We start from the raw sequence: 23878 nt of genomic DNA, 5'->3' as shown, positions 1-23878 counted from the left end.
TACCTAAATTTTCATGTGCTTACTTGTTTTACAGTGTATCTGTAGGGAAATACTTTCTGAATGTGATACAACAAAAATGATAATGACAACGATGAAAATTGAGTTTAAGTGATGACATTAAAAATGAATAAAACTGTTTTACGTACACTGTGTGCATCGGCTTTGATCATGGGCGTATCGACATTTTCGAATGCGGGAGCAGCTGTAGATCAATTGAGTGATTGTTTGGTTAAGTCGACGACTGCTGCTGATAAAACGACAGTATTACAGTGGACATATTCAGCACTGTCTACTCATCCTGATTTAAAAGGGTTTAGTAATGTCAGTGCTGAACAACGTACGGCATTGGATCAAAAGTTAGCGCAAGTCTTGCAACGTGTGATCGTAGAACAATGTTCAACACAGACCAAAGCGGTGATTCAAGCTGAGGGTATTCAAGCTGTTGGTGAAAGTTTCCAAGCATTGGGTCGTAGTGCAGGCGAAGAAATCATTAAAAACCCTGAAGTGAATAATCAGCTAAAAGGGGTGGTGCGTTATATTGATTTAAATAAATTGGTGACAACATTCCTTACCCCTGATATTTGGAACAAGCTTGGGATCACTCGCTAATCTCTGATTTCAATCAATCGTAAGAATATACATAATTTGGCGATTGATGAATGTAGGGTAGAGTTACTCAATATCAAAATTCGAACTAAAGAAAAGGCAGGATGATATCCTGCCTTTTCACATTGTACGCATAGAAATTATTTGAATAGCAGCACACTTTTACCTTGCGTATGACCCTCTAAAATGTCTCGATAGGCTTGCTGTGCTTCTGTAAAAGGATATTCACGACTGACTGTCCAATTGAAGGTGTTATTTGCAACGCCTTCGACCACATGTTTTAAATTGGAAACATTACGTTTAACCCAGACCGCTTGAATTTTAGCGGATGACAGTTTGCGTCCTGCAATCGTGCCCATAAATCCGCCATTTTTCACTGTTGCCAATGAGGCTTGAGTGGCATCCTCGTTACCTGCCATATCAATCGAAGCATCAAATTGACCTGGATGGACTTGTTTCAGACGCTCAATTAAACCTTCGCCGTACATGACAGGAATCGCACCTAAACTGCGGATATAGTCTTGGTTTTTTGCTGATGCTGTTGCCACAACTGTAATGCCGCGACTCACTGCCAATTGAATGGTGATTGAACCCACACCGCCTGACCCACCGTGTACCAATAAGCTCTGCATTGGACCAATTTCATCTAAAATGGTCATGGCAGTTTGAGCTGCTCCTGCAATCGAGCCTGCAATCGACCAGTCTAAATTTTTAGGTTTTTTAACTAAATTTGCGATAGGCACATCAATCACTGTGGCATGGGTAAATGCTCCACCAGAACCCAACACTTCGTCACCGACTTTCCATACACTGTTTTCAGGTAGGTCTACGATTACCCCTGCAAACTCAGTTCCAAAGGTTTGTGGGAGTTTTGCATGTTTGAATTCACCTGTCATGCGACGTGCATCAATGGGGTTAATCCCTGCGGCTTTGACTTGGATGCGTGCCATGTCAGGGTTTAATGGTGGGAGTGTGTAGTCTGTAAATTCAAGGACTTCGGGTTGTCCGTAGCTTTGGGCGTTGAGTACTGTTGATTTCATGATTTGTTTCATTCTTCTTGATGATGAAATCAGTATAGAAGAGTGAAAGCAGGCAAATGAAGATCGAAAAATAGAACAGTGTTTTCTGATGTTTAGATTTTTTATTTTAAAAGATGCCTCTCCTTTACGAACCTCAAAAATATATTTTGAGGATTCTCATCACTTGCGCTTCGATTTAAAAGCAATGCTTTAAATCTTGCTCAGGAGAGGGAACGTCCAATATTAAATTCATGTTGTTATATGATTCGCAACGATTTCTCCGTCTCCCTTTGGGATGAGAAGCATTGCTTCGCAAGGGGGTGAGGGCTTTAGTCACACATAAAAAAAGACTTTGAAAATTGGATATGTCCTAAGTCTTCGAGTTTGGCGATAGAAGATACTTTTTTGATGGTCATCTTATTTAATAAACAGTTCTTTGTGCTAGATTGCGATGTAGATTTAAAGGGGGGAATAAATGAGTTATTTTTCTATAGATGAATCAGTTGAAAACATTAAAAACCCATATACTAAAGAATTGTTTAAAGAAGTTTACTCTTCCTATGCAATGGGAAACTATAGGTCTGCTACCGTGATGCTGTGGTCTGTTGTTGTAACGGATCTTGTCCATAAATTGAAAGAGTTGGATAGTGTTTATAATGATCCAAAAGCAGCACAAGTTCTTCAATATATTCAAGTTGAGCAGACTAAAGATCCTAAGTCGTCTAAGTGGGAGTCTGAAATTGTCGATAAGTTTCATAAGGAAATAAACTTTTTTGAAACTTTTGAAGTTGCTAATTTAGAACATTTACAAAAAATGAGGCATGTCTCAGCTCATCCTGTTATTACTTCAATAGACTTATTGCATTCTCCAACAAAGGAAACCGTTTATAGTTTAATAAGAAATGCTTTAGAAAGCGTATTTACGAAAGAGGCTTTATTTTCGTCTAAAATTATTGATGTTGTGTTTAAAGATTTAAATACTATTAGAGATACTTTAGTTAGTTATGAGCAAAGAGATCGTTACTTTTCTCATAAATTCCTTTCAAAAATGCCTAATGCTGTATTGTTCAAGTTTTTGAAGACATTATGGAAGTTTCTTTTTAGAGTAGATAATTCGGAAACAAGGCTCAATAAGGAAATTAATTTAGATATTTTAAATTGTATAATTAATAGAAAAGAACAGATTTTTATAGAGTTTTTAATTAAAGAAAAAGATTTTATTTCTGACCTTCAGTTAGAAGATAATTTAAAAGAAACTCTACTTAATTTTTTATTGAAGAATAGATGGTGTTTTGAATATTTTAGTGATAACTCTATTCAAACGATAACAACAATCATTGAGACAAGTGATAGTAAATTTCAATTAATCAAGTTTAAACGTATTGTTGATTACATAGATTTTTTAATTAAAATTTCAAAAAACTATTCATTATCAAACTTTAATATTATTGAAGATGAAGCTGGTGAATATAGTTGTAAAGATAAATTCTATGACTACTGTATTGAGGGGTATTGTTTTTCAGTGTCATTTGATTCAGCTAATGAGAGGTTTGATCAATTAATCCGTCCTTATTACGAAAATTTTAGTTTTCAACAATTAAAAAACTTATCTAATAAGATTAATCACAATTCTCAGTGTTATGACCGCAGCCGTGCTAAAAGGGATCATAAATTAATTATTGAAAAAATATTAGAAAATGATCCCGATTATGATTTTACAGGTTTATATGGATTTATAGATGGAAATGAATCGCTTATATCTTCAACTTAGCATCAAAAAACCCGCTTTCGCGGGTTTTTTTTCAAAACTGATAAGATCAACCAATCAATTTCTTCATCAATTCATTCACTTGTGCAGGGTTGGCTTTACCTTTCGCTGCTTTCATCACTTGACCCACAAGACCGTTAAAGGCTTTCTCTTTACCAGATTTATACTCTTCAACCATCTTCTCGTTGGCAGCAAGCACGTCCTTAATAATTGCTTCAATTGCGCCTGTATCAGTTTCCTGTTTTAAGCCTTTTTCCGCAATAATCTCGTCCGCAGTTTTGCCTTCTTCCCACATAAAGCCGAACACTTGTTTCGCAATCTTACCGTTAATCGTGTTGTCCACAATACGTGCAATCATGCCACCAAGTTTCTCTGCTGTTACAGGAGAGTCAACCAACTCTAAGCCCGCTTTGTTTAAAGCACCTGAGAATTCACCCATCACCCAGTTTGCAGCAATCTTACCTTGTGCAGCACCGCCAGCAGCTTTTACCACGTCTTCATAAAACTCTGACATTTCACGAGTTAGCGTCAATACGTGCGCATCGTACTCAGTTACACCAAAGTCCGCTACGAAACGTGCACGACGTGCAGCAGGAAGCTCAGGCATCGTCGCTTTAATCGCTTCGATTTGCTCATCTGCAATGATCACAGGCAACAAGTCTGGGTCAGGGAAGTAGCGGTAATCGTTCGCTTCTTCTTTAGAACGCATTGAACGCGTTTCCATTTTCACAGGGTCGAACAAACGAGTTTCTTGGTCGATGGTGCCATCCCATTCCAAGATTTCCATTTGACGTTCAATTTCAACATTGATCGCTTGTTCGATGAAACGGAATGAGTTGAGGTTTTTAAGCTCACAACGTGTACCGAAAGGTTGACCCGGACGGCGTAAAGACACGTTACAGTCGGCACGGAAAGAACCTTCTGCCATGTTACCATCAGAAATACCTAACCAACGCACGAGTGTGTGAATCGCTTTAATATAAGCAACCGCTTCTTCTACAGAGCGCATATCAGGTTCAGATACAATCTCAAGAAGTGGTGTGCCTGCACGGTTTAAATCGATACCTGACATGCCTTCAAATTGGTCATGGATTGATTTACCTGCATCTTCCTCTAAATGTGCACGAGTCACGCCAATGCGTTTAGTCGTACCATCTTCAAGTTGGATGTCGATATGACCCAAGCCAACAATCGGGTTGTCCATTTGGCTGATTTGGTAGCCTTTTGGAGAGTCAGGGTAGAAGTAGTTTTTACGTGCAAATACTGACGCTTGGTCGATGTACGCATCGATACCCAAACCAAAGCGAATCGCAAGATCAACCACTTCTTTGTTCAATACAGGCAACACACCCGGCATTGCCAAATCAACAAGGCTCGCTTGTGTATTTGGGTCTTGACCAAATTCAGTTGAAGAACCTGAGAAGATTTTAGATTTAGTCGCAAGTTGAGTGTGAATCTCAATACCAATAACGACTTCCCAACCATCAATCAAATTTGACTTAGGTTTTGCATTGTTCTTCGCCATTATGCATTCTCCTCAGCAATTGCAGCGCGTTTGGTGTGCCAATCAGTTGCTTGTTGGTATTGGTGCACCACAGACAACAATTGAGATTCTGACCAGTAGTTACCAATCAACTGTAAGCCAACAGGTAAATTATTTTGATCAAAACCAACAGGCGCGTTAATCGCAGGAAGACCAGCAAGGTTGACCGCGATGGTATAGATATCACCCAAGTACATTTCAACTGGAGAAAGGTTTGCACCAATCTTATACGCCGTTGTTGGCGCAGAAGGCGCAGCAATCACGTCAACAGACTCGAATGCTTTTAAGAAATCTTGTTGGATTAAACGACGTACTTTTTGTGCTTTGACATAGTAGGCATCGTAATAACCTGCAGACAGCGCATAAGTACCAATCAAAATACGGCGTTGAACTTCAGCACCAAAACCTTCAGAACGAGAACGTTTGTACAAGTCCATGATGTCTTTTGGATCTTCACAGCGGTAGCCATAACGTACGCCGTCAAAACGTGACAAGTTAGAAGATGCTTCAGCAGGGGCAATCAGGTAATAGGTTGGAACATATGCCTCAGTCATGTTGAGGTCAATTTCAACAAGCGTTGCGCCCATCTCTTCCAATTTTTTTAGAGATTCTTCAACACGAGATTTAACGTCAGCAGCTAAACCTTCAACATTAAAGTACTGTTTAGGAATACCAATGCGTAAACCTTTTACAGACGTGCCGTTCAAGTTTGCAACGTAGTCATCAGCATCTTTTTGTACAGAGGTTGAATCTTTTGCGTCATGTCCTGCCATCACGTTCATGAGGTAAGCACAGTCTTCTGCCGAACGCGCCATTGGACCGCCTTGGTCAAGTGATGATGCATAGGCAATCATACCGAAACGTGATACACGACCATAGGTTGGTTTTAAGCCTGTAAGGCCACAGAACGATGCAGGTTGACGGATTGAACCACCTGTATCTGTACCAGTCGCAAACGGTGCAAGGTCAGCTGCTACAGCCGCAGCAGAACCGCCTGAAGAACCACCCGGAACACGGTCAAGCGCCCAAGGGTTCGCCGTTGCACCAAAGTAAGATGACTCTGATGTAGAGCCCATGGCAAATTCGTCCATGTTCAGTTTACCTAAAGTCACTAGACCCGCAGCTTTACCTTTCGCTACAACGGTTGCGTCGTACGGAGAGATAAAGTTGTCTAGCATTTTAGAACCAGCCGTGGTTTTAATGCCTTGCGTACAGAAAATATCTTTATGTGCAATAGGTAAACCAGTCAAAGTGGTTGCTGTACCTGCTTTGATCGCTGCATCAGCTGCATCAGCTTGAGCCAATGCTTGTTCAGCAGTCACAGTAACATAAGATTTGACTTGCGCATCAATTTTTTCAATACGGTTTAAATAATGTTGCGTCAATTCACGTGAAGAGAATTTAGCGGTTGCTAAACCATCGATAAGTTCACGAACCGATAAGCGATGTAAATCTGTCATGAGAAAAATTCTTAACTAAAATTTAAATAGGGCAAAACTGAACAATTATTCAATTACACGTGGAACAAGATACAAACCGTCTTGCACAGCTGGTGCAACGGCTTGATAGTCATCACGATGGTTTTGTTCAGACACAGCGTCTTCACGTAATGGCTGCGGATGGTCAAATGGACTCTTAAGTGGCTCAACACCTTCGGTATCAATGCCTTTCAAGGTTTCCATCATTCCTAAAATTTTATTCAAACTTTGAGCATATTCAGCAGATTGAGTGTCATCCAAAGACAAGCGTGCTAAGTGTGCAATGCTTGAAACGGTTTGTGCATTTAAATCTGCAGATTGCTGAGCATCTGATGCTGACATGCTGTCTCACCTAATCAGTAATAAAAATATTCAAAATATCATGCGTTATAATAAGCGATTGACTTGTCCAAAGCATCACATTTAGTTAAAGTTGCCATCTTACGTCTATATAACGTTGAACTGAGAACGACCCGTGATTCTAAAACGACTAATTGGCTTGTTTTCGCCAGATCTAGCCATAGATTTAGGCACCGCTAATACACTAATTTATGCGCCAGGACGGGGCATTATATTAAATGAACCGACTGTTGTGGCAATTCGTCACAGTGGTTCACAAAAAATAGTTGCCGCTGTTGGCTTGGATGCTAAGCAAATGCTTGGTCGTACCCCTGCGAATATTTCTGCAATTCGTCCAATGAAAGATGGCGTGATTGCGGATTTCGAAGTCACTGAGACCATGTTAAACCAATTTATTGGTAAAGTGCATGAAAAGCGTCTTTTCCCACCAGCGCCACGTGTTGTGGTGTGTGTGCCATGTAAATCAACTTTGGTTGAACGTCGTGCGATTCGTGAGGCTGTATTCAATGCAGGCGCACGTGATGTACGTTTAATCGAAGAGCCAATGGCAGCAGCGATTGGTGCAGGTATGCCAGTTGAGCAAGCATGTGGTTCGATGGTCGTAGACGTAGGTGGTGGTACAACTGAAATTGCAATCATTTCATTGCAAGGTTGTGTCTATGCAGACTCATTACGCATTGGTGGTGATGTTTTTGACGAACAAATTATTCATTATGTTCGTAAAGCACACGGTTGCGTCATTGGTGAAACGACAGCTGAAACCATCAAAAAAGAAGTGGGTATGGCGCTTCCTGATGAAGATGGCAAAGTGTTAGAAATCGAAGTTCGCGGTCGTAACTTGGCGGAAGGTGTTCCGCGCGCAATTACGGTGACTTCTGATGAAATTACTCAAGCAATCACTGATCCATTGCAAAGCATTGTCTCTGCAGTGAAATCTGCGCTTGAACAAACACCTCCTGAGTTGTCATCAGATATCGCGGAGCGCGGTATTGTATTGACTGGTGGTGGTGCGTTATTACGTAACTTAGACAAGTTATTGTCACAAGAAACAGGTTTGCCAGTAGTAGTTGCTGAAGATCCACTTTCTTGCGTAACACGTGGTGGTGGTAAAGTCTTAGAACTCTTTGACAACCCGAACCATGACATGCTGTTTGTTGGTTAATTTTCTGTAATTTAATTTAAGGACGAGGCGGTGCAACCGAATCTGTTTTCAAGACAACCGCCATCTTTTCGCTCTTTCATCATTGCAGTCATCGTGTGTTTGTTCGTGTTAATGTTTAATTGGCGTGCTCCACACTTGATTCAACCAGCAAGAGATGTCTTGTACGCGGCATACAATCCCATTTATGCCATTGCAAGTTATCCCGTTTTATCGAAAGAATGGCTCAGTCAACAAACCAAGTCTGAAGCGCAATTGCGTCGTGAGAATACTGCGATGCAGGCAGAGCTGCTTCAGGCTCAGGTTCGCCTTCAAAAACTCTCAGAACTCTCTGCTGAAAATACGCGCTTACGTGGATTATTGGATACGCCTTTGATCATTGACGGTCGTATGGAAATCTCTGAGGTGATTGGCACAGATGCTGATCCATTACGTCATATCATTATCATTAACCGCGGTGCTGCGAGCCAACTGCGGGTCGGGCAAACGGTGTTGGATGATAACGGTATCATGGGGCAGATCATCAATGTTTATCCGCACAGTAGCCGTGTCATGTTATTGTCTGATAAAGAACACTCCCTATCAGTACGTCTTGAAAACTCTGGCATGCGTGCCATTGTGTCAGGCACTGGTGATTTAGGTCGTCTGAAAATGGAATATGTACCGACCAGCGCTAACGTCAAAGTCGGGGACAAGGTGTATAGTTCAGGTTTAGGACAACATTTTCCTGCGGGTTATTTGGTCGGAACAGTGTCCAAAGTTAAGCGTGAAAATACCGGTGAGTTTGCGCAGATAGACGTGAAACCTGCAGCTCAGTTGGCCGGTGGACACCATGTAGTGGTACTGTTCTCAGACTCATTAGCCATGGAGCAACCTCATGCTCAGCGCTAAAAAAATATCATCAGTTAAAACACGTGATCCACTATGGATCATCGTGCTTTCAATCATTATTGGTTCAGTCTTGGTGGTGTATCCGCTGTCTTATTCATTGGCAGGATGGCGACCGCTGATCATGCTGATGATTACGATGTATTGGATCTTGCTTCAACCGACATGGTGTGGTGTTTGGTTTGCTTTTGCAGTCGGATTATTTACCGATTTACTGCTTGATGCACCCCTTGGATTACATGCGTTAAGCTTCGTTTTACTAACATTTAGCATCCGTTGGTTTGTGCGTGAACGCCGTTTAATGACGTTTGGAAATACTTGGGCAATCGCTAGTGTTGCTATATTGGCACATTTGATTTACGTCCTTTTTGCACAAATTATTTCCGATATGCAATTTTCGATAACTCGTCATTGGCAGCCACTAATGAGCAGTATTTTAACTTGGCCCATCTTGTATTATTTGCTTAGAAAATGGCGAATTTAATCCTGGCGTCGAGCTCGCCTCGGCGTAAAGAACTGCTTGCACAGCTTGGACTTAAATTTGATATTTTTAGTCCAGAAATCGATGAGTCTGTACATGATGGTGAGCAAGCACATGATTATGTTCGACGTTTGGCAGAACAAAAAGCTCAGGTTGTTTTAGCACAATTTCCAGATGCGGTGGTCATTGCTGCAGATACAAGCCTCAGTTTAGATGGGCAAATTATTGGCAAACCTGACTCGAAGCAACATGCGTTTGAAATTTGGCAATCCTTGTCAGGGCGTCAGCATGAAGTTCTCAGTGGCCTTTGTGTGGCTTCACAACATAAAACAATAAGTACGGTAGTGAGCACAAAGGTTGATTTTCAATCACTCAGTCATCATGATATGGAAGAATATTGGTCAACTGGGGAACCTGTAGGAAAAGCAGGGGCTTACGCAATACAAGGAATCGCCGCAAAGTTCGTTCCTCGTATTGAAGGTAGCTACACCAATGTGGTGGGTTTGCCTTTACATGAAACATCACAGTTACTGAATCAAATATTGAAAAGTGGTTAAGGCACTAAATTAACCTTTTAAAAAATTTTTATAATGTTTTGAGTGTTTTTTATGTCTGACGAGTTGTTGATTAACGTCACCCCAATGGAGTGTCGGGTGGCGTTAGTTGAAAATGGGACGGTCAACGAACTATTTGTTGAACGCAACGCTAAACGTGGTTTAGTCGGGAATATTTATAAAGCCAAAGTTGTACGTGTATTGCCTGGTATGCAAGCGGCATTTGTAGACATTGGCTTATCTCGTACTGCTTTTTTACATATCAATGACATGATTTGGCCTCGTAATCAACCGACGCCAAATGTCTTTGATCTTCTGCAACCAGGTCAGATTCTGACAGTGCAGGTCATGAAAGATATGTTAGGCACGAAAGGTGCGCGTTTAAGTACTGATCTTTCCATTCCTTCTCGCTATTTGGTGATGATGCCTTATGGACATCATACTGGCGTGTCTCAGCGAATCGAATCAGAAGAAGAGCGTGATCGTTTACGTTCGATCATTGAGCGTATTCAAGCTGAACATAAGTTACCCGGTTCTGTCATTGTACGAACTGCAGCAGAGGGGATCGAAGAAGCCGCTATTGCGCAAGATATGGCGTATTTGGCAAAACTTTGGGAATTTATTCAGCGTAAACAAAAAAGTGTCGTGGTGCCATCACTTATCTTTGAAGAGCTACCACTTCCTCAACGTATCATCCGTGATCTGGCAAATGAAGATACGGTAAAAATTCAAGTCGATTCAAGAGAAGTGTTTGGCAAGCTACAAGAGTTCGTGGCTGAGTTTGTACCAAATATGGTTGATCGTCTGAAACATTATCCTGGTGAGTGTCCGATATTCGACTTATACAATGTTGAAACAGATATTCAAAAAGCACTGCAAACACGTGTTGCTTTAAAGTCTGGTGGTTATCTCATGATTGATCAGACGGAGGCCATGACCACTATTGACGTCAATACAGGCTCATATGTAGGTGGACGCTCTCTTGAGGACACCGTCTTTAAGACCAACATGGAAGCGACACAAGTCATTGTGCGTCAACTCAGACTGCGCAACTTAGGTGGAATTATCATTATTGACTTTATTGATATGCAAGAGGCCTCACACCGTGATGAAGTGCTTAAGCAATTTGAAAAAGTCTTAGAACGTGACCATGCAAAAACTAAAATTACTCAAGTGTCTGAGCTTGGCTTGGTAGAAATGACGCGTAAACGGACGCGTGAATCACTTGAACATTTGTTATGTGAGTCTTGTCCAACGTGTCAGGGACGTGGTTATGTGAAAAGTGCCGAGACTGTTTGTTACGAAATCTTTCGAGAGATATTAAGATATGCTCGAGATTTTGAGTCTCAGACTGACTTTACTGTCGTTGCGCATCCATCGGTTGTGGATCGATTATTAACCGTAGAAGCTGCGGCCGTCTCTGATTTAGAGCATTTTGTGAAACGTGTCATTAAGTTCCAAGTCGAAAATTTATACACGCAAGAGCAATACGATATCATTTTGAATTGAAATTGTAACAGAATATCGTTAAACACTTGTTACAACTGAGATTTTACATTCGATCTCGATTTCTCAATACTTAAGAAATCAAATCGAATAGCCAAAGACAGCGATGTTGTCTTAGCAAAGTGAGGTCAAAGTGGGTATGAATTTAACGGAACAATTAGCGGGTAGCCATCGTCAAATTGTGGATTCAAACAAAAGCGCTTGCTTGATGCTCAACGATCAAGGTCAAGAAGTTCGAGTTACACAAGCGATGGTCGTTTCTCTCTGTCAGCAATTAATCAAGCAGTGTCGTAATATTAAAAATTAAGGGGCCTTTTTAAAGCCCCTTAATTTTTTTGTAAATATCGAAATATACAGCCTTAAGCTGGTTTTTCATTTGCAACTTCTATATCCGCTACTACTTGTTTCTTTGTTACACTACGCTTAGTAGCCTTTTTCATAATCTGCGGTTTGTCATCTTCAGGTAGCCCCACAATTTTTTCAAATCGTTGAATCTCATCTTCTAAATGGGTCAATAAATTTTGCATCTTAGGCAAAGCATTTCGACATGCGGTTAAACCGACTTCTAATTTATCCATATAACTGGTCATTGTGATATTCAACGCTTGACCATCAAGTACGATAGAAGCAGGGTAAAGTGCGTCCAAACGTGCACCATTCCAATATAGCGGCTCTTTAGGCCCTGGTACGTTAGAAATAACGAGGTTAAATGCCTGACGTTTAGGTGCTAAACCAGAGATGATATTTAAACCTGCAGGACCATATACGAAGGCACTATAGTTGAGAATCTGATCTGAAGTCATGCGTTTGAATTTTTGTTTCGCATTCATTACGCTACGACGAATAAGATCGAGTCGTTCTAATGGATCGGCTTTATGTGTCGCTAAGTTCGCCAGAATCATCGTAATACGATTTGACATATCTGAATCATCCGTACGAACGGAGACAGGAACCATAGCGATTAATGGTTTTTCTGGTAAAGCACTTTGACTGATTAAATATTCACGTAAAGCACCGGAACAAATCGCAAGCACAATATCGTTAATGGTCACACCCAGTGATTTTGAAATATGGTTGAGACGCTTAAACTCATATGACTGAGCAGCGAAACGACGTGATGAGCTGACTTTTTGATTCAGAATACTACTTGGGGCTTGAAAACTAGATACATAGTCCGGATTACGTCCCATATCTTTAAAGACAGTTTCAGACAGCACTTTGAATACACCCGGTGTAGACTGCACTTGACCTTTCAAATTAGACAAGATTTGTTTTGCACGGCTTACTTTAGGTGTTTTAAGTCGCTTAGCACGCGGACCTTCAACACACCATGGCGGAACGATACTTCTTGCATTTGGATCATGAGAGAGTGATTTTTCAATTAAACGCATGCCTGCAATACCATCGACCATCCCATGATGTATTTTGAAATACATGGCGAAACGATTCCCTTCAATGCCTTCAATGATATGACACATCCATAATGGCTTAGCTCGATCAATTAATGAACTGTGCTCTTGGGAAATGTAGGTGAGTAGCTCACGAATACGACCAGGATGTGGTAGAGCAATATGTCTGAAGTGATGATCAAGATCGAATTCAGTGTCTGTGTCCCAAAACAGTCCGTTTAATTTATTATTAAACGGTGGAATTGGAATAGATTTTGAGTTGCGAATATCTGCCACTAAATCTTGAATAAAGGTTGGTGGCGCATCTTCTGGAATTTCAAATAAAAATAATCCGCCAACATGCATGGGCTGTTGTCTTTTTTCCAAAGATAAGAAAATAAAATCAAGCGGGTGTAATGGGCGCATAGTCTAGGTTTGCCTCACTGCAAATTTCTAAAATTGTTTTTTAGAATTATCAATCCAAGAGATCAGTATAGACGTATTTGTTGGAGGGGGCATAAATTTTTTTAATGAATGGTCAGTACAAAAAAGCCACTTTAAATCAGTGGCTTAAAACTTTGTGAGACAGTTTTTACTTTTTTAAATTACCTGAATGTAAACCACATTCTTTATGCGTTGCTTCTTCCCACCACCAACGACCTTCACGCTCGTGCTGATTTGGAAGTACTGGACGCGTGCATGGTTCACATCCAATTGAAATAAAACCTTTTTCATGCAATGGATTATATGGAATTTCCATCATGCGAATATAATTCCAAACGTCAGCACTCGTCCAATTCGCCAAAGGGTTGTATTTAATGAGTTGTTTACCTTCACCTGAAAAACCTAGATCAGCTTGAATCACTGGAATTTCAGTACGTGTACCCGGACTTTGATCTTTACGTTGACCCGTGATCCAACCATCAAGTGTTGCTAGCTTTTTACGAAGAGGTTGAACCTTACGGATACCACAACACTCTTTATGATCATCTTGATAAAAGCTAAACAGTCCTTTTTCGTTGACCAGATTCTGAACAGCTTCAGCTTCCGGGAAACATATTTCAATGTTGATATTATAGTGCTTACGAACAGTCTCAATAAATTGATAAGTTTCTGAATGCAAGCGACCTGTATCAAGACTAAACACGCGAAAAGGTTTACCTAAATTTGCAGCCATATCAATCAATACAACATCTTCAGCACCTGAAAATGAAATGGCAATTTCACCTGTTTGATTTAAAGCTAAGGCTATAATTTCCGAAGGGGATTTATCTTCATACTCTGATGCAAGTGCATCAATTAAATCTATGCTTGGAATGGTAGTCATGAGAATCCTGGCGATATAGGCTTGGAAACAACAAGTCCTATATTAAAATATTTGATGTATATTTTAGTTGAATTCAGAGATTTATCTTATGAAATAAAAATAAATACTTATGAATAAAATAGATTTAAAAAATTACATCGATATTCAACAATCTTCGGCTATGATATTGCAAATTTTATTAATGCTGAGGGCAGTATCATGGAAATCGTTTGTCTAGATCTTGAAGGCGTTTTGGTTCCTGAAATTTGGATTAATTTTGCAAAAAAAACAGGAATTAAAGAGCTTGAAGCAACAACTCGAGATATTCCAGACTACGATGTGCTCATGACTCAGCGTTTAAATATTCTTAAACAACATGGTTTAGGTTTAAATGACATTCAAGCTGTTATTGCAGATATGGGACCGTTTGAAGGCGCTAAGGAGTTTGTCGAGTGGGTACGTACTCATTTCCAACTCATCATTTTATCTGACACATTCTATGAATTTGCTCATCCATTGATGAAGCAGTTAGGTTGGCCTACGATTTTCTGTCACAAATTAGAAACTGACGAAAATGGTATGATTACAAATTATAAACTACGTCAACCTGATCAAAAACGTAAAGCAGTGCAAGCTTTACACGGTTTAAATTTCCGTGTAATTGCTGCAGGCGACTCGTATAACGATACCACGATGCTCGGTGAAGCAGATCAAGGTTTCTTATTTGATGCGCCAGATAATGTAATTGCAGAATTCCCACAATTTCCTGCGATTAATGGTTATGCTGCATTGAAAGAAGCGATTCGCAACGCTTCTGTTCGTGATATTCCAGCTTAAATTATTACTTTGAAAAAAGGACGCTTTAGCGTCCTTTTCTTATAACAATTGTTAGAATCGATACCCGATTTTCATGCCATAACCTAATGCATAATTGTTGCTGAATTCTCCAACATTTATGCCACCCGTTTGTGCAGTTGCATCGCCTAACCAGAAATATTTAACACCAGCTTGAATAAAGCTTTGCTGTGATGGGTTGAATTGACCACCTAAGCCTACACTCCAATAACCTTCAGTTGGACCTAAAGTGGTTACAGGGTTTCCAGCTCCAGAGTCATAGCCTACAGTTGTGGTTGCTGCCCATTGATCATTAAATTTATGTGCAACACCTAAGGTTGCAGAGTACTGATCATCGGAATACGAAATGAGGTCCTGTCCAACTAATCCAAGTAATTTAGGTGTAACCGTAAATTGATCCCAATGAACCCAACGCAGGTTAGCAAACGCCAAAGTGTTTGTTGCAATTCCAGACTGTAAATCAATATTTACAGATTGTGGAGTAACTGCTTCAGTTACTGCAGCGATCTTCTCTAATCTATTAAACTCAGGCTTTTTTAATGCATCGGCGTAAAGTGGAAGGAGCGAGGTTTCATTCGACTGAGCTTTGTGTTTAATCTCAGAGCGATAAGTGATAGATGCTTTTAATGCAATTTTTGGAATTTGGTATGCAGTACCTGCAATCCAGCCATAAGCTTCTTTTTGGTCTACATGGATGTTATAGCCATTTAAGACTTGGTATGCACTACCTTTTAAATTGATATCAGCTTCAACTGTTTGCCATACTGGACCAGCATAAAAATTCCAATTTTCAGTGGGTTGATAGCCAATGAGTGCAGTTAAATTTTGTGTCTTAACTTCAACTGATGTACCACTTAAACTATTGCCAAATGATTGATTTTTAGCATCGTATAATGCATCTGCACCAAAAGGCTGATCGTAAATTAATCCTAAAGAAACTTGGTCAGTAATCTGTAGTTTAAGAGCAGTGTTTACAAAATAATAATCACTGCCCATATCGGTAATTTTTTCGCCTGTTAAATCCTGACCAGTGATTTTATTAATCACTGTGGAAGAACCTTTAACGGTAGGATCTAAAACAGAAATGCCAGCTTCTGCATAATTACCTGATTGGAGAAATGCTGAAATCGACTGACCTGAACGATCTAATCCTGCGGCGTAAATTGAACTTAATGGGAGTGTAGATAATAAGACTGAGTATGAAAGTACTTTAAATTTCATGATGTTCATCCATGAATGCCATATGGCGAAAAAATTGCATGAAAAATAACATAAATAAAAAAAGAGTAAATACTCGGAAATGATTGAAATATAATCAAATTTATATTGCTTCATTATCAAGTTATGAGATTAAATAATTATGTCCATGTTTTTAAAAAGTATTATTGAGCAAAAAAGGAATTGTAGTTTGTGTCGTTTTTTTATTTTAAATGATGATATAACAAACAATTAATTTATACTTGTATAAAAATAAAAAAAGACCACAATCATGTGGTCTTTTTTATTGACGAATGATTAGAATTTATAGCCGATTTTAAGACCGTAAGCTAAAGCGTCATTGTCTTTAAATTCTGCAACGTATTCATTCCCACCAGCTTGAGCCCCAGTTTGAGCCTTAGCATCACCTAACCAGAAGTATTTAACACCACCTGCGATAAACGTAGCGGGGGTAGGGCTATATTGAAGACCTAAGCCCACATTCCAATAACCTTCGGTAGGACCAAGTGTTGATACAGGATTTCCGGCACCAGAATCCCAGCCAACTGAGACATTACCTGCCCATTGTTCACTTAATTTTCTGCCAACACCTACGGTTGCAGAAATTTGGTCATCAGCATATTCAACTAAGTTAAAACCGTTAGGACGGTTTACTAGACCACCTACAGCTTGTGAAGCTACACCAAATTTGTAGGGTTGAATTGAGAAACTAGACCAATCAACCCAACGTAAATTTGCAAATGCAACAGTGTTTTCCATAATGCCTGATTGAAAATCAATGTTAACAGACTGAGGAGTAGTAATTTTTGTACTTCCTTCAGCATTATTTGCCGCAGCGAAGCCTGTTAAAGCTGGTAAAAGAGGAGCGGGTACTGCACCTGAACCAGCTAATAAGGGTGCAGCAGCTGCTAAAGCAATATTTTCGTCAGCTTTAAATTTATGATCGATTTCAGAGCGATAAGTGATTGAGGCTTTTAATGCAATCTCTGGAATTTGATATGCTGCACCAGCTAACCAACCCCATGCATAATCTTCACTAATATTTGCATCATAGCCATTAAATACACTATAAGCTTGACCGCGAAGACTTACATTACCCTTGATTGATTGGTATGCAGGACCAGCATATAAATTAATATTCTCATTTGGCTGAAAACCAAAAATCATAGATAAGTTTTGTGTATCTACTTCTACAGATGTACTTCCTGTTGGGGCAGAAGCACCTAACAAACCTGTTTGTAATGGTAGACCAGTAAGAATAGTATCAGTTGGTGCTGCAACAAAATTGTTTTCCCCATGATAGGTTGCATCAGCTCCAAATGGTTGATCGTAGATTAAGCCAAATGAAAAATTGTCATTTAATTGCAATTTTAAAGCAGCTGAAGGGAAATAATAATCGCCAGCCATATCATCAATATTTCTTTCTAATCCAACAGTTTCTTTACCTGATACTGATGGATCTAAAATTGAGATACCTGCTTCAAAGTAATTTCCTGGTTGAAGGAATGATGAAATAGATTGTCCAGAACGATCTAAAGCAGCAGCAAAAGAACCTGATGATGCTAAACCAAATAATACAGCAGCTGATAATTTTGTTAATTTCACTTGAATTTTCCCTGATCTTCTTCAATGAATTATTTTGTATTTTCCAATTGAATTGAGGATTAGTTATCTTAAACTGATCCTAAATCATATATTCACAAAATAACACATTAAGAATCAGAGTAAATACTCTAAGGAAATAAATTTATAATTGAATTTTAATTCTGATAAAAATAATAGGAATTTTATTTTTATATAAATTATTGAATTTATGAATTATTTAACTTTGAGTCATACTATCTTATCGTTAATTTATAAATGAACTATACAGTCAGTCAACGGTATTCATGATTAAATAAAAAAAGAGCACTAAAGTGCTCTTTTGAAAAATAAATGGCATTTAGAAACGATAACCCATTTTTAAACCATATGCCCAAGCATTGTTATCTTCAAAATTACCGACATATTTGCCAACAGAACGAGCTTCAGCATCTCCTAACCAAAAATATTTGACGCCTCCACCGATAAAAGTTGCTGGAGTAGGGCTAAACTGTGCACTTAATCCGACATTCCAATAACCTTCAGTTGGACCAAGTGCAGTTACAGGATTACCAGCACCTGAATCCCAACCGGCAGAAATAGCACCACCCCATTTTTCATTAATTTTTCGCCCAACACCAACTGTGGCAGACCATTGGTCTTTATCATAATCGATAATATTTTGTCGTTGGCCTGATAATAATTGGGTAATACTTCCAAATTTATCAATATCTATACCATAGCCACCCCATTCGACCCATCGTACATTTGCAAAAGCAACTGTATTGGCCATAATGCCAGTTTGGAAATCTAAATTAACGGATTGAGGTGTGGAGATTTTAGTTTTTTCTGAATCAGAATTAAGTAACTTGTTTCGTAAACTATTTGCTGCTAATGCTTGAGCTTTATCTTCTGCAGAAATAGGCAGAGAACTTACCACTTGCTCAAATGTAAGTGTCCCGTTTGCTAATGCCACAAGTCCATCAATTGTTGCAACTTGATTGTTAATTACACCAACGACTAAATTTGAATTTTCAGTAGTGTCAAGCTCATGATCAATTTCAGATCTATAAGTCAAAGACACTTTTAATGCAATTTCTGGTATTTGAAAAGCTGCTCCTGCTAACCAACCGTAGCCTTCATCACGTTTAAAAGTTGAATTATAACCAATACTAGACAGTGTTAAGTTGCCTCTCACATCTTGATATACACCGCCTGCATAAAAGTTCCATTGTTCATTAGGTTGAAAGCCGAAAAGAGCAGTAATATTATTTGAATTAACTTTTACATTAGTGCCTGCAAGTGGCCGATTACCTAAGGCTCCATCATCAGGAATCATACCATCTGTATAAGTTGCAGATGCCCCAAATGGCTGATCATATAGAATACCGAAAGAGAAATTTTCGTTAAGTTGTAATTTCAAAGCTGCGCTTGGAAAATAATAATCATCACCCATATCACTAATTGGACCCAATTGATTTTTTCCAGATACATCAGGGTCAATAATGGAGATACCTGCTTCAAAGTAGTTATTTGGTTGTAAAAATGCTCCTATCGATTGACCTGAGCGATCCATAGCGGCTGCATAAGCCCCAGAAATCGGTAATAAAGCAAATAATACAGATGCACTGATGGTTTTTAATTTCATGTTATCTATCCTTAGATAATTTGAATTTTTAATTTAATAGAATTTTTTTAGTTATTTCCTTAAGAGCTGATAAATAAACGATTTATGCTTAAATGTTTATTTTTTGCTCTACAAACAACATATCATAAAGGTAATGAGATGCAACAAAAATTTGACTGAAATGACATTATTTTTTTTATTTTGGGTCAATTTGTTGATAAGTGTATTAATCTAAGAAAATGGTGCGCCCTGCGGAACTCGAACCCACGCCGGTCACTTAGGAGGCAACTGCTCTATCCAGTTAAGCTAAGGACGCATACTAATCTAATTAAATAAATTTTTGAAAAAAGTTATTGCTTAGCAATAACTTTTTCTAATGCGTCTTACTATTTTCGGTAAAGTAATTTAAATAATACCAACATCAGGATAATCCAGATCGGAATCATGATCACAGCACCGCTTAAGCCTTGAGTCCACATGATGTAAAGCACGACAAGAATAAACCCAAGAACCAAATAGTTACTCGCTGGTGACCATAAAGCAGGAAATTTTGAAGTGGTATTCGACTGTTTCATCGCTTGTTTAAATTTCAAGTGAGTCAACGCAATCATCGCCCAGTTAAGTACTAGAGCACCAACAACAATATAAATTAAATTACTTAAAGCATCTTCAGGTGCGAAATAGTTTAATAAAACACATCCGAAAATTAACACCGCTGACAACAATACCGCTGGAACAGGTACACCTTGTTTATTGGTTTTTTCAAAAATTTTAGGGGCATTACCTTGTTTTGCTAAACCAAAAAGCATACGGCTATTCGCGTACATTCCACTGTTATATACCGATAGCGCAGCAGTCAAAATAATAAAATTGAGCAGGTGAGCAGCCCAATCAATACCCAGTTGACTGAAGATCATTACGAATGGGCTTTTATCTAGACCACCAAGTTGCAGTTGATTCCATGGAACTAAAGAAAGAAGAATTGTAAGCGACCCAACATAGAAAATCAGAATACGGAAAACAACTTGATTAATTGCTTTAGGAATCGTTTTCTCTGGATTTTCAGCCTCAGCTGCCGCCATACCAATCAGTTCAATACCACCAAAGGCGAACATCAGGAATGCCAACATGAAGAATAAACCTTCGAATCCATGAGGGAAGAAACCACCGTGAGTCCAAAGATTACTGAATGATGCAGTAGAGTCAGATCCTGCTGTAAACAACAAGAATAAACCGAAGATAATCATCGACACGACAGCTGCTACTTTAATAATAGACAGCCAAAACTCTGATTCTCCATAAAATTTAACATTACAGAGGTTAACTAAGGTAATGATAATAAAGAAGAAAAGAACTGATGACCAAGCAGGAATGTGAGGCCACCAATAGTTAATATATTTTGCAACAGCTGTTAATTCGGTCATCGCGACCAAAATATAAAGAATCCAATAGTTCCAACCTGCTAGGAATCCAGGAAACTTACCCCAATATTTATTTGCAAAATGACTAAATGATCCTGCAACAGGTTCATGAACAATCATTTCGCCTAATTGGCGCATAATTAAAAAAGCGATTAAACCACCAATTGCATAACCCAAAATAATAGATGGGCCGGCAGATTGGATCACGTGTGCGGAACCTAAAAATAAGCCTGTACCAATTGCACCACCCATAGCGATTAATTGGATATGACGATTCTTTAAGCCACGCTGAAGTTGTGAAGACTTGTTATTCAAAGTATTCAGCCCGACGATTGAAATAAGTTACAAGATTGTAATAGATCAAATTGCATTAGCCTAGTACGTCAGAGTTCATGAATGTTTTTTATGTTTTAAATAAAATAAAATTATTATAGAAAAATGATTTAATTATTTTTTAATCAATCATTTAATTTTATTAGAGTTTATTTTTGTTAGAGTGAATTAAATTTAATCTATCGTAATTGATGGAAATTCATACCATAGTGTTAAGTGCTCATATCCACATAAAAAATCATTTATACTGTATTGAACTAAAAATCACGATTGATAACAAATATTAAAAGAGAAGGAATGAGCTATGAGTTCAACACCACAAATTAAAATTCCAGCCACTTATATGCGTGGAGGAACGAGTAAAGGTGTTTTCTTTAACTTAAATGATTTACCCAAAGAAGCTCAAGTTCCAGGTAAAGCAAGAGATCAAATCTTATTACGTGTGATAGGAAGCCCTGATCCTTATGGCAAACAAATTGATGGAATGGGTGGTGCTTCATCTAGTACCAGTAAGACAGTCATTCTCTCTAAAAGCGCTCAATCTGATCATGATGTAGATTATCTTTTTGGACAGGTTGCAATTGATCGACCATTCGTCGATTGGAGTGGTAATTGTGGCAATCTTACGGCTGCTGTAGGCTCATTTGCGATTTCAAATGGTCTCGTGAGTGCAGAAAAGATTCCAGAGAATGGGATTTGTACGGTAAAGATTTGGCAGGTCAATATCCAGAAAACGATTATCGCGCATGTCCCAATTACAAATGGTCATGTTCAGGAAACAGGTGATTTCGAGCTTGATGGGGTAACATTTCCAGCTGCAGAGGTGCAAATAGAATTTTTAGATCCCGCAGATGATGGAGAGGATGGGGCTGCCATGTTTCCCACAGGAAATGTGGTTGATGAGCTGGAAGTCCCAGATATTGGTCGCTTTCAGGTGACGCTGATTAATGCGGGTATTCCAACTATTTTTATGTGTGCTTCAGACTTGGGGTATGAAGGAACTGAACTTCAGGATCATATCAATAATGATGTCGAGGCCTTGGCCAAGTTTGAAAAAATTCGTGCTTATGGTGCTGTAAAGATGGGTATTATTCAGCATATTGATGAAGCGGTTCAACGTCAGCATACACCTAAAATTGCATTTGTATCTGCGCCTAAAAATTACATCTCATCTAGCGGAAAAGCAGTACACGCTGATGAGATCGACTTGACGGTTCGTGCTTTATCTATGGGTAAACTACACCATGCCATGATGGGAACCGCAGCTGTAGCGATTGGAACCGCCGCTGCAATTCCTGGAACATTAGTCAATTTAGCCTCAGGTGGTGGTGAAAAAAAATCAGTCAGATTTGGGCATCCTTCTGGAACACTCAGAGTGGGCGCTGAAGCCGAGAAAATTAATGATCAATGGACTGTAAAAAAGGCCATTATGAGTCGCAGTGCTCGAGTACTCATGGAAGGATGGGTGCGAATTCCTGGCGATACGTTTTAATATGAAAAAACCACTTTCGAGTGGTTTTTTTACGCGCTTAAAATATGTGATAAGTATACTAAATTAGCCTGAAAGCATTACTAACAGTACGATTCACTCATAAATAATTGAGACTATGACAATTTTGACATGTTATATTAAGGAAATAAGTCAACGTGATTATATTCACCGAATTCATAAAATTAAGTTGCTGAATAGCCTTCGCTCCACGAATAATTAAAATGAGAAAGACCAATGAAGAAGGATAATAATTTTGAGCAGGATACGCCCAAGATTGATCAAGAGTTTCTAAACCAAATTCATGCTACAAATAAATTAGATTTGGTATCTGTGATTGCCAAAATCCCTGTGCCTGTGGCGCTAGTTCAGCATGATGGTGTATTTATTAGTGCAAATCAATTATTTGCTGATATCTATGAGAGTGATGCACTCTATTTACTCGGAAAGAAATTAGGTTTCGTATCAACGACGGTTTACCAATTATTTCAAGATGCGCTGCAATTGTTTCGACATGATTCACGCTTATACAAAATTGAAAATGAGTTCTATTCAAAAGGGCATTTTTTTCAAATTTATTTTAGTGCTTTAAGAGATAAATCATCCTCTTTGGATTGCGTGTTGATCGTATGTGCAGATATAACAAAATTGAAAAGACGTGAACGTGTCTTGATCCAAAATAATAAAAGGTTGTTTGAAGAGCTATATTTGGACCCTGTGACTGGGATGAACAATAAGCTGGCATTTGAACAGTTTTTAAAAGATCGCTTCCTTATTCAAGAGCGGAAAAATTATTCTTTTATCAAGTTTGAAGTCGAAAATTTTAAAAAGTTTAATCAGCTCAATAGTTATACCATTGGCGATGAAATTTTGAGTCGTATTGGATCTCTGATTAAAGAGGAGTTGAATCAAGATTTAGCAGAAGTCTATCGTTTGAATTCTGCAAGTTTTATCTTGGTGATTCAAGAATCAACTCCTTGGAAAATTCTCACCATTGCTGAACGCCTAAAACAAACATTGGTCCGTGAAAAAATTTATTTCGATCCTCAAGAGGATGAGGTACTCACGTGTGCGATTGGGATTTTTCATCCTAATTGCCAGAAAATGTACTCAGAAAAGCAAATATTAGAAACCTTAGATCGGGCTGTTGACATTGCACATGTATTGGGTCGAAACTCGATTCATGTGTTGGACGAATAGTCACTCTTCATTTAAACCTATCACTAAATAAAACAAATCAGCATTGTGTTTTGTAGCAATCACAATTGGTTGTAGAATAAGGACAATTTTATATATAC

Annotated in this window: 21 protein-coding genes and 1 tRNA gene; 11 read left to right on the top strand and 11 right to left on the bottom strand. The window is 38.8% G+C overall.

Annotated features, from left to right (window positions below):
* Positions 1 to 123 precede the first annotated feature (123 nt).
* Entirely contained in the window at positions 124 to 609 is a 486-nt protein-coding gene (locus tag AC1M9M_RS10620; protein WP_481596307.1) for a hypothetical protein, read from the top strand.
* A 137-nt stretch (positions 610 to 746) separates the two neighbouring features.
* Here AC1M9M_RS10620 and AC1M9M_RS10615 read toward each other — a convergent pair whose 3' ends face one another.
* Positions 747 to 1646, bottom strand: a complete 900-nt coding sequence (locus AC1M9M_RS10615; RefSeq protein ID WP_481596306.1) for an NADP-dependent oxidoreductase — start codon at positions 1644 to 1646, stop codon at positions 747 to 749.
* Positions 1647 to 2100: 454 nt separating this feature from the next.
* Between AC1M9M_RS10615 and AC1M9M_RS10610 the strand changes: the two genes are divergently transcribed.
* Positions 2101 to 3396 carry a hypothetical protein gene (locus AC1M9M_RS10610; protein WP_481596305.1) on the top strand — a complete coding sequence of 432 codons (1296 nt, stop codon included), beginning with the start codon at positions 2101 to 2103 and terminating at the stop codon, positions 3394 to 3396.
* Positions 3397 to 3442: 46 nt separating this feature from the next.
* Here the strand turns inward: AC1M9M_RS10610 and gatB are convergent, their stop codons facing one another.
* Genes gatB through gatC form a run of 3 tightly spaced genes read right to left on the bottom strand, consistent with a single transcriptional unit; the run spans position 3443 to position 6756 of the window.
* A complete protein-coding gene (gatB, locus tag AC1M9M_RS10605) occupies positions 3443 to 4918 on the bottom strand; it encodes an Asp-tRNA(Asn)/Glu-tRNA(Gln) amidotransferase subunit GatB (RefSeq protein WP_481596304.1) in 1476 nt (491 codons plus the stop codon).
* A complete protein-coding gene (gatA, locus tag AC1M9M_RS10600) occupies positions 4918 to 6396 on the bottom strand; it encodes an Asp-tRNA(Asn)/Glu-tRNA(Gln) amidotransferase subunit GatA (RefSeq protein WP_481596303.1) in 1479 nt (492 codons plus the stop codon). The genes gatB and gatA overlap by 1 nt, the downstream gene beginning before the upstream one ends.
* Before the next feature lie 45 nt (positions 6397 to 6441).
* Positions 6442 to 6756, bottom strand: a complete 315-nt coding sequence (gene gatC / locus AC1M9M_RS10595) for an Asp-tRNA(Asn)/Glu-tRNA(Gln) amidotransferase subunit GatC (RefSeq protein ID WP_035269791.1) — start codon at positions 6754 to 6756, stop codon at positions 6442 to 6444.
* Positions 6757 to 6889: 133 nt separating this feature from the next.
* Between gatC and AC1M9M_RS10590 the strand changes: the two genes are divergently transcribed.
* The 6 genes from AC1M9M_RS10590 (at position 6890) to AC1M9M_RS10565 (ending at position 11669) form a co-directional block, all read left to right on the top strand.
* Positions 6890 to 7936, top strand: coding sequence for a rod shape-determining protein (locus AC1M9M_RS10590; protein WP_035269793.1), 1047 nt, complete (start codon positions 6890 to 6892; stop codon positions 7934 to 7936).
* A gap of 30 nt (positions 7937 to 7966) precedes the next feature.
* The gene (gene mreC, locus AC1M9M_RS10585) at positions 7967 to 8824 is read left to right on the top strand and encodes a rod shape-determining protein MreC (protein ID WP_035269796.1); all 858 of its coding nucleotides are present in this window, start codon (positions 7967 to 7969) and stop codon (positions 8822 to 8824) included.
* A complete protein-coding gene (mreD, locus tag AC1M9M_RS10580) occupies positions 8811 to 9305 on the top strand; it encodes a rod shape-determining protein MreD (protein WP_481591637.1) in 495 nt (164 codons plus the stop codon). The genes mreC and mreD overlap by 14 nt, the downstream gene beginning before the upstream one ends.
* The gene (locus AC1M9M_RS10575) at positions 9293 to 9859 is read left to right on the top strand and encodes a Maf family nucleotide pyrophosphatase (protein WP_035269801.1); all 567 of its coding nucleotides are present in this window, start codon (positions 9293 to 9295) and stop codon (positions 9857 to 9859) included. The genes mreD and AC1M9M_RS10575 overlap by 13 nt, the downstream gene beginning before the upstream one ends.
* A 51-nt stretch (positions 9860 to 9910) precedes the next feature.
* Positions 9911 to 11365 (top strand): ribonuclease G, encoded by a 1455-nt coding sequence (gene rng, locus AC1M9M_RS10570; RefSeq protein ID WP_035269804.1) that lies wholly within the window; start codon positions 9911 to 9913, stop codon positions 11363 to 11365.
* A gap of 136 nt (positions 11366 to 11501) precedes the next feature.
* Positions 11502 to 11669: a PA1571 family protein gene (locus tag AC1M9M_RS10565; protein WP_171076802.1), complete on the top strand. Its 168-nt coding sequence runs from the start codon at positions 11502 to 11504 to the stop codon at positions 11667 to 11669.
* A gap of 52 nt (positions 11670 to 11721) precedes the next feature.
* Here the strand turns inward: AC1M9M_RS10565 and AC1M9M_RS10560 are convergent, their stop codons facing one another.
* Both AC1M9M_RS10560 and AC1M9M_RS10555 read right to left on the bottom strand, forming a co-directional pair.
* A complete protein-coding gene (locus tag AC1M9M_RS10560; protein WP_481591639.1) occupies positions 11722 to 13176 on the bottom strand; it encodes a WS/DGAT/MGAT family O-acyltransferase in 1455 nt (484 codons plus the stop codon).
* A 166-nt stretch (positions 13177 to 13342) separates the two neighbouring features.
* Positions 13343 to 14077, bottom strand: a complete 735-nt coding sequence (locus AC1M9M_RS10555) for a phosphoadenylyl-sulfate reductase (RefSeq protein WP_035269807.1) — start codon at positions 14075 to 14077, stop codon at positions 13343 to 13345.
* Positions 14078 to 14275: 198 nt separating this feature from the next.
* On the opposite strand from AC1M9M_RS10555, the gene thrH reads away from it, so the two are divergent.
* On the top strand, positions 14276 to 14893 hold the full coding sequence (gene thrH / locus AC1M9M_RS10550) for a bifunctional phosphoserine phosphatase/homoserine phosphotransferase ThrH (protein WP_035269809.1): 618 nt from the start codon (positions 14276 to 14278) through the stop codon (positions 14891 to 14893).
* A 51-nt stretch (positions 14894 to 14944) separates the two neighbouring features.
* On the opposite strand, the gene AC1M9M_RS10545 is transcribed toward thrH, so the two are convergent.
* The 5 genes from AC1M9M_RS10545 to AC1M9M_RS10525 form a co-directional block, all read right to left on the bottom strand.
* Positions 14945 to 16132 (bottom strand): OmpP1/FadL family transporter, encoded by a 1188-nt coding sequence (locus AC1M9M_RS10545; RefSeq protein ID WP_481596302.1) that lies wholly within the window; start codon positions 16130 to 16132, stop codon positions 14945 to 14947.
* A gap of 294 nt (positions 16133 to 16426) precedes the next feature.
* Positions 16427 to 17734: an OmpP1/FadL family transporter gene (locus AC1M9M_RS10540; RefSeq protein WP_481596301.1), complete on the bottom strand. Its 1308-nt coding sequence runs from the start codon at positions 17732 to 17734 to the stop codon at positions 16427 to 16429.
* 337 nt (positions 17735 to 18071) lie between these two features.
* Complete coding sequence (locus AC1M9M_RS10535) at positions 18072 to 19358, bottom strand: OmpP1/FadL family transporter (RefSeq protein ID WP_179998572.1); 1287 nt, start codon at positions 19356 to 19358, stop codon at positions 18072 to 18074.
* Positions 19359 to 19577: 219 nt separating this feature from the next.
* Positions 19578 to 19653: transfer RNA gene (locus AC1M9M_RS10530), tRNA-Arg, on the bottom strand.
* A 70-nt stretch (positions 19654 to 19723) separates the two neighbouring features.
* Entirely contained in the window at positions 19724 to 21073 is a 1350-nt protein-coding gene (locus AC1M9M_RS10525) for an amino acid permease (protein ID WP_180028093.1), read from the bottom strand.
* Between the two features lie 322 nt (positions 21074 to 21395).
* Between AC1M9M_RS10525 and prpF the strand changes: the two genes are divergently transcribed.
* Positions 21396 to 22583 carry a 2-methylaconitate cis-trans isomerase PrpF gene (gene prpF / locus AC1M9M_RS10520; RefSeq protein ID WP_180028094.1) on the top strand — a complete coding sequence of 396 codons (1188 nt, stop codon included), beginning with the start codon at positions 21396 to 21398 and terminating at the stop codon, positions 22581 to 22583.
* A gap of 234 nt (positions 22584 to 22817) precedes the next feature.
* Positions 22818 to 23780, top strand: a complete 963-nt coding sequence (locus tag AC1M9M_RS10515) for a GGDEF domain-containing protein (protein WP_481596300.1) — start codon at positions 22818 to 22820, stop codon at positions 23778 to 23780.
* The last annotated feature ends 98 nt before the right edge of the window (positions 23781 to 23878 follow it).

This window comes from Acinetobacter sp. ANC_7503, from assembly GCF_056780035.1.
Note: the sequence above shows the minus strand (reverse complement) of the source record. Positions and strands in the feature narration are given on the sequence as shown.

Coding starts and splice junctions, on each gene's coding strand:
- AC1M9M_RS10620 (WP_481596307.1), top strand. CDS start 124: ATGAATAAAACTGTTTTACGTACACTGTGTGCATCGGCTTTGATCATG.
- AC1M9M_RS10615 (WP_481596306.1), bottom strand. CDS start 1,646: ATGAAATCAACAGTACTCAACGCCCAAAGCTACGGACAACCCGAAGTC.
- AC1M9M_RS10610 (WP_481596305.1), top strand. CDS start 2,101: ATGAGTTATTTTTCTATAGATGAATCAGTTGAAAACATTAAAAACCCA.
- gatB (WP_481596304.1), bottom strand. CDS start 4,918: ATGGCGAAGAACAATGCAAAACCTAAGTCAAATTTGATTGATGGTTGG.
- gatA (WP_481596303.1), bottom strand. CDS start 6,396: ATGACAGATTTACATCGCTTATCGGTTCGTGAACTTATCGATGGTTTA.
- gatC (WP_035269791.1), bottom strand. CDS start 6,756: ATGTCAGCATCAGATGCTCAGCAATCTGCAGATTTAAATGCACAAACC.
- mreD (WP_481591637.1), top strand. CDS start 8,811: ATGCTCAGCGCTAAAAAAATATCATCAGTTAAAACACGTGATCCACTA.
- AC1M9M_RS10575 (WP_035269801.1), top strand. CDS start 9,293: ATGGCGAATTTAATCCTGGCGTCGAGCTCGCCTCGGCGTAAAGAACTG.
- rng (WP_035269804.1), top strand. CDS start 9,911: ATGTCTGACGAGTTGTTGATTAACGTCACCCCAATGGAGTGTCGGGTG.
- AC1M9M_RS10565 (WP_171076802.1), top strand. CDS start 11,502: ATGAATTTAACGGAACAATTAGCGGGTAGCCATCGTCAAATTGTGGAT.
- AC1M9M_RS10560 (WP_481591639.1), bottom strand. CDS start 13,176: ATGCGCCCATTACACCCGCTTGATTTTATTTTCTTATCTTTGGAAAAA.
- AC1M9M_RS10555 (WP_035269807.1), bottom strand. CDS start 14,077: ATGACTACCATTCCAAGCATAGATTTAATTGATGCACTTGCATCAGAG.
- thrH (WP_035269809.1), top strand. CDS start 14,276: ATGGAAATCGTTTGTCTAGATCTTGAAGGCGTTTTGGTTCCTGAAATT.
- AC1M9M_RS10545 (WP_481596302.1), bottom strand. CDS start 16,132: ATGAAATTTAAAGTACTTTCATACTCAGTCTTATTATCTACACTCCCA.
- AC1M9M_RS10535 (WP_179998572.1), bottom strand. CDS start 19,358: ATGAAATTAAAAACCATCAGTGCATCTGTATTATTTGCTTTATTACCG.
- prpF (WP_180028094.1), top strand. CDS start 21,396: ATGAGTTCAACACCACAAATTAAAATTCCAGCCACTTATATGCGTGGA.
- AC1M9M_RS10515 (WP_481596300.1), top strand. CDS start 22,818: ATGAAGAAGGATAATAATTTTGAGCAGGATACGCCCAAGATTGATCAA.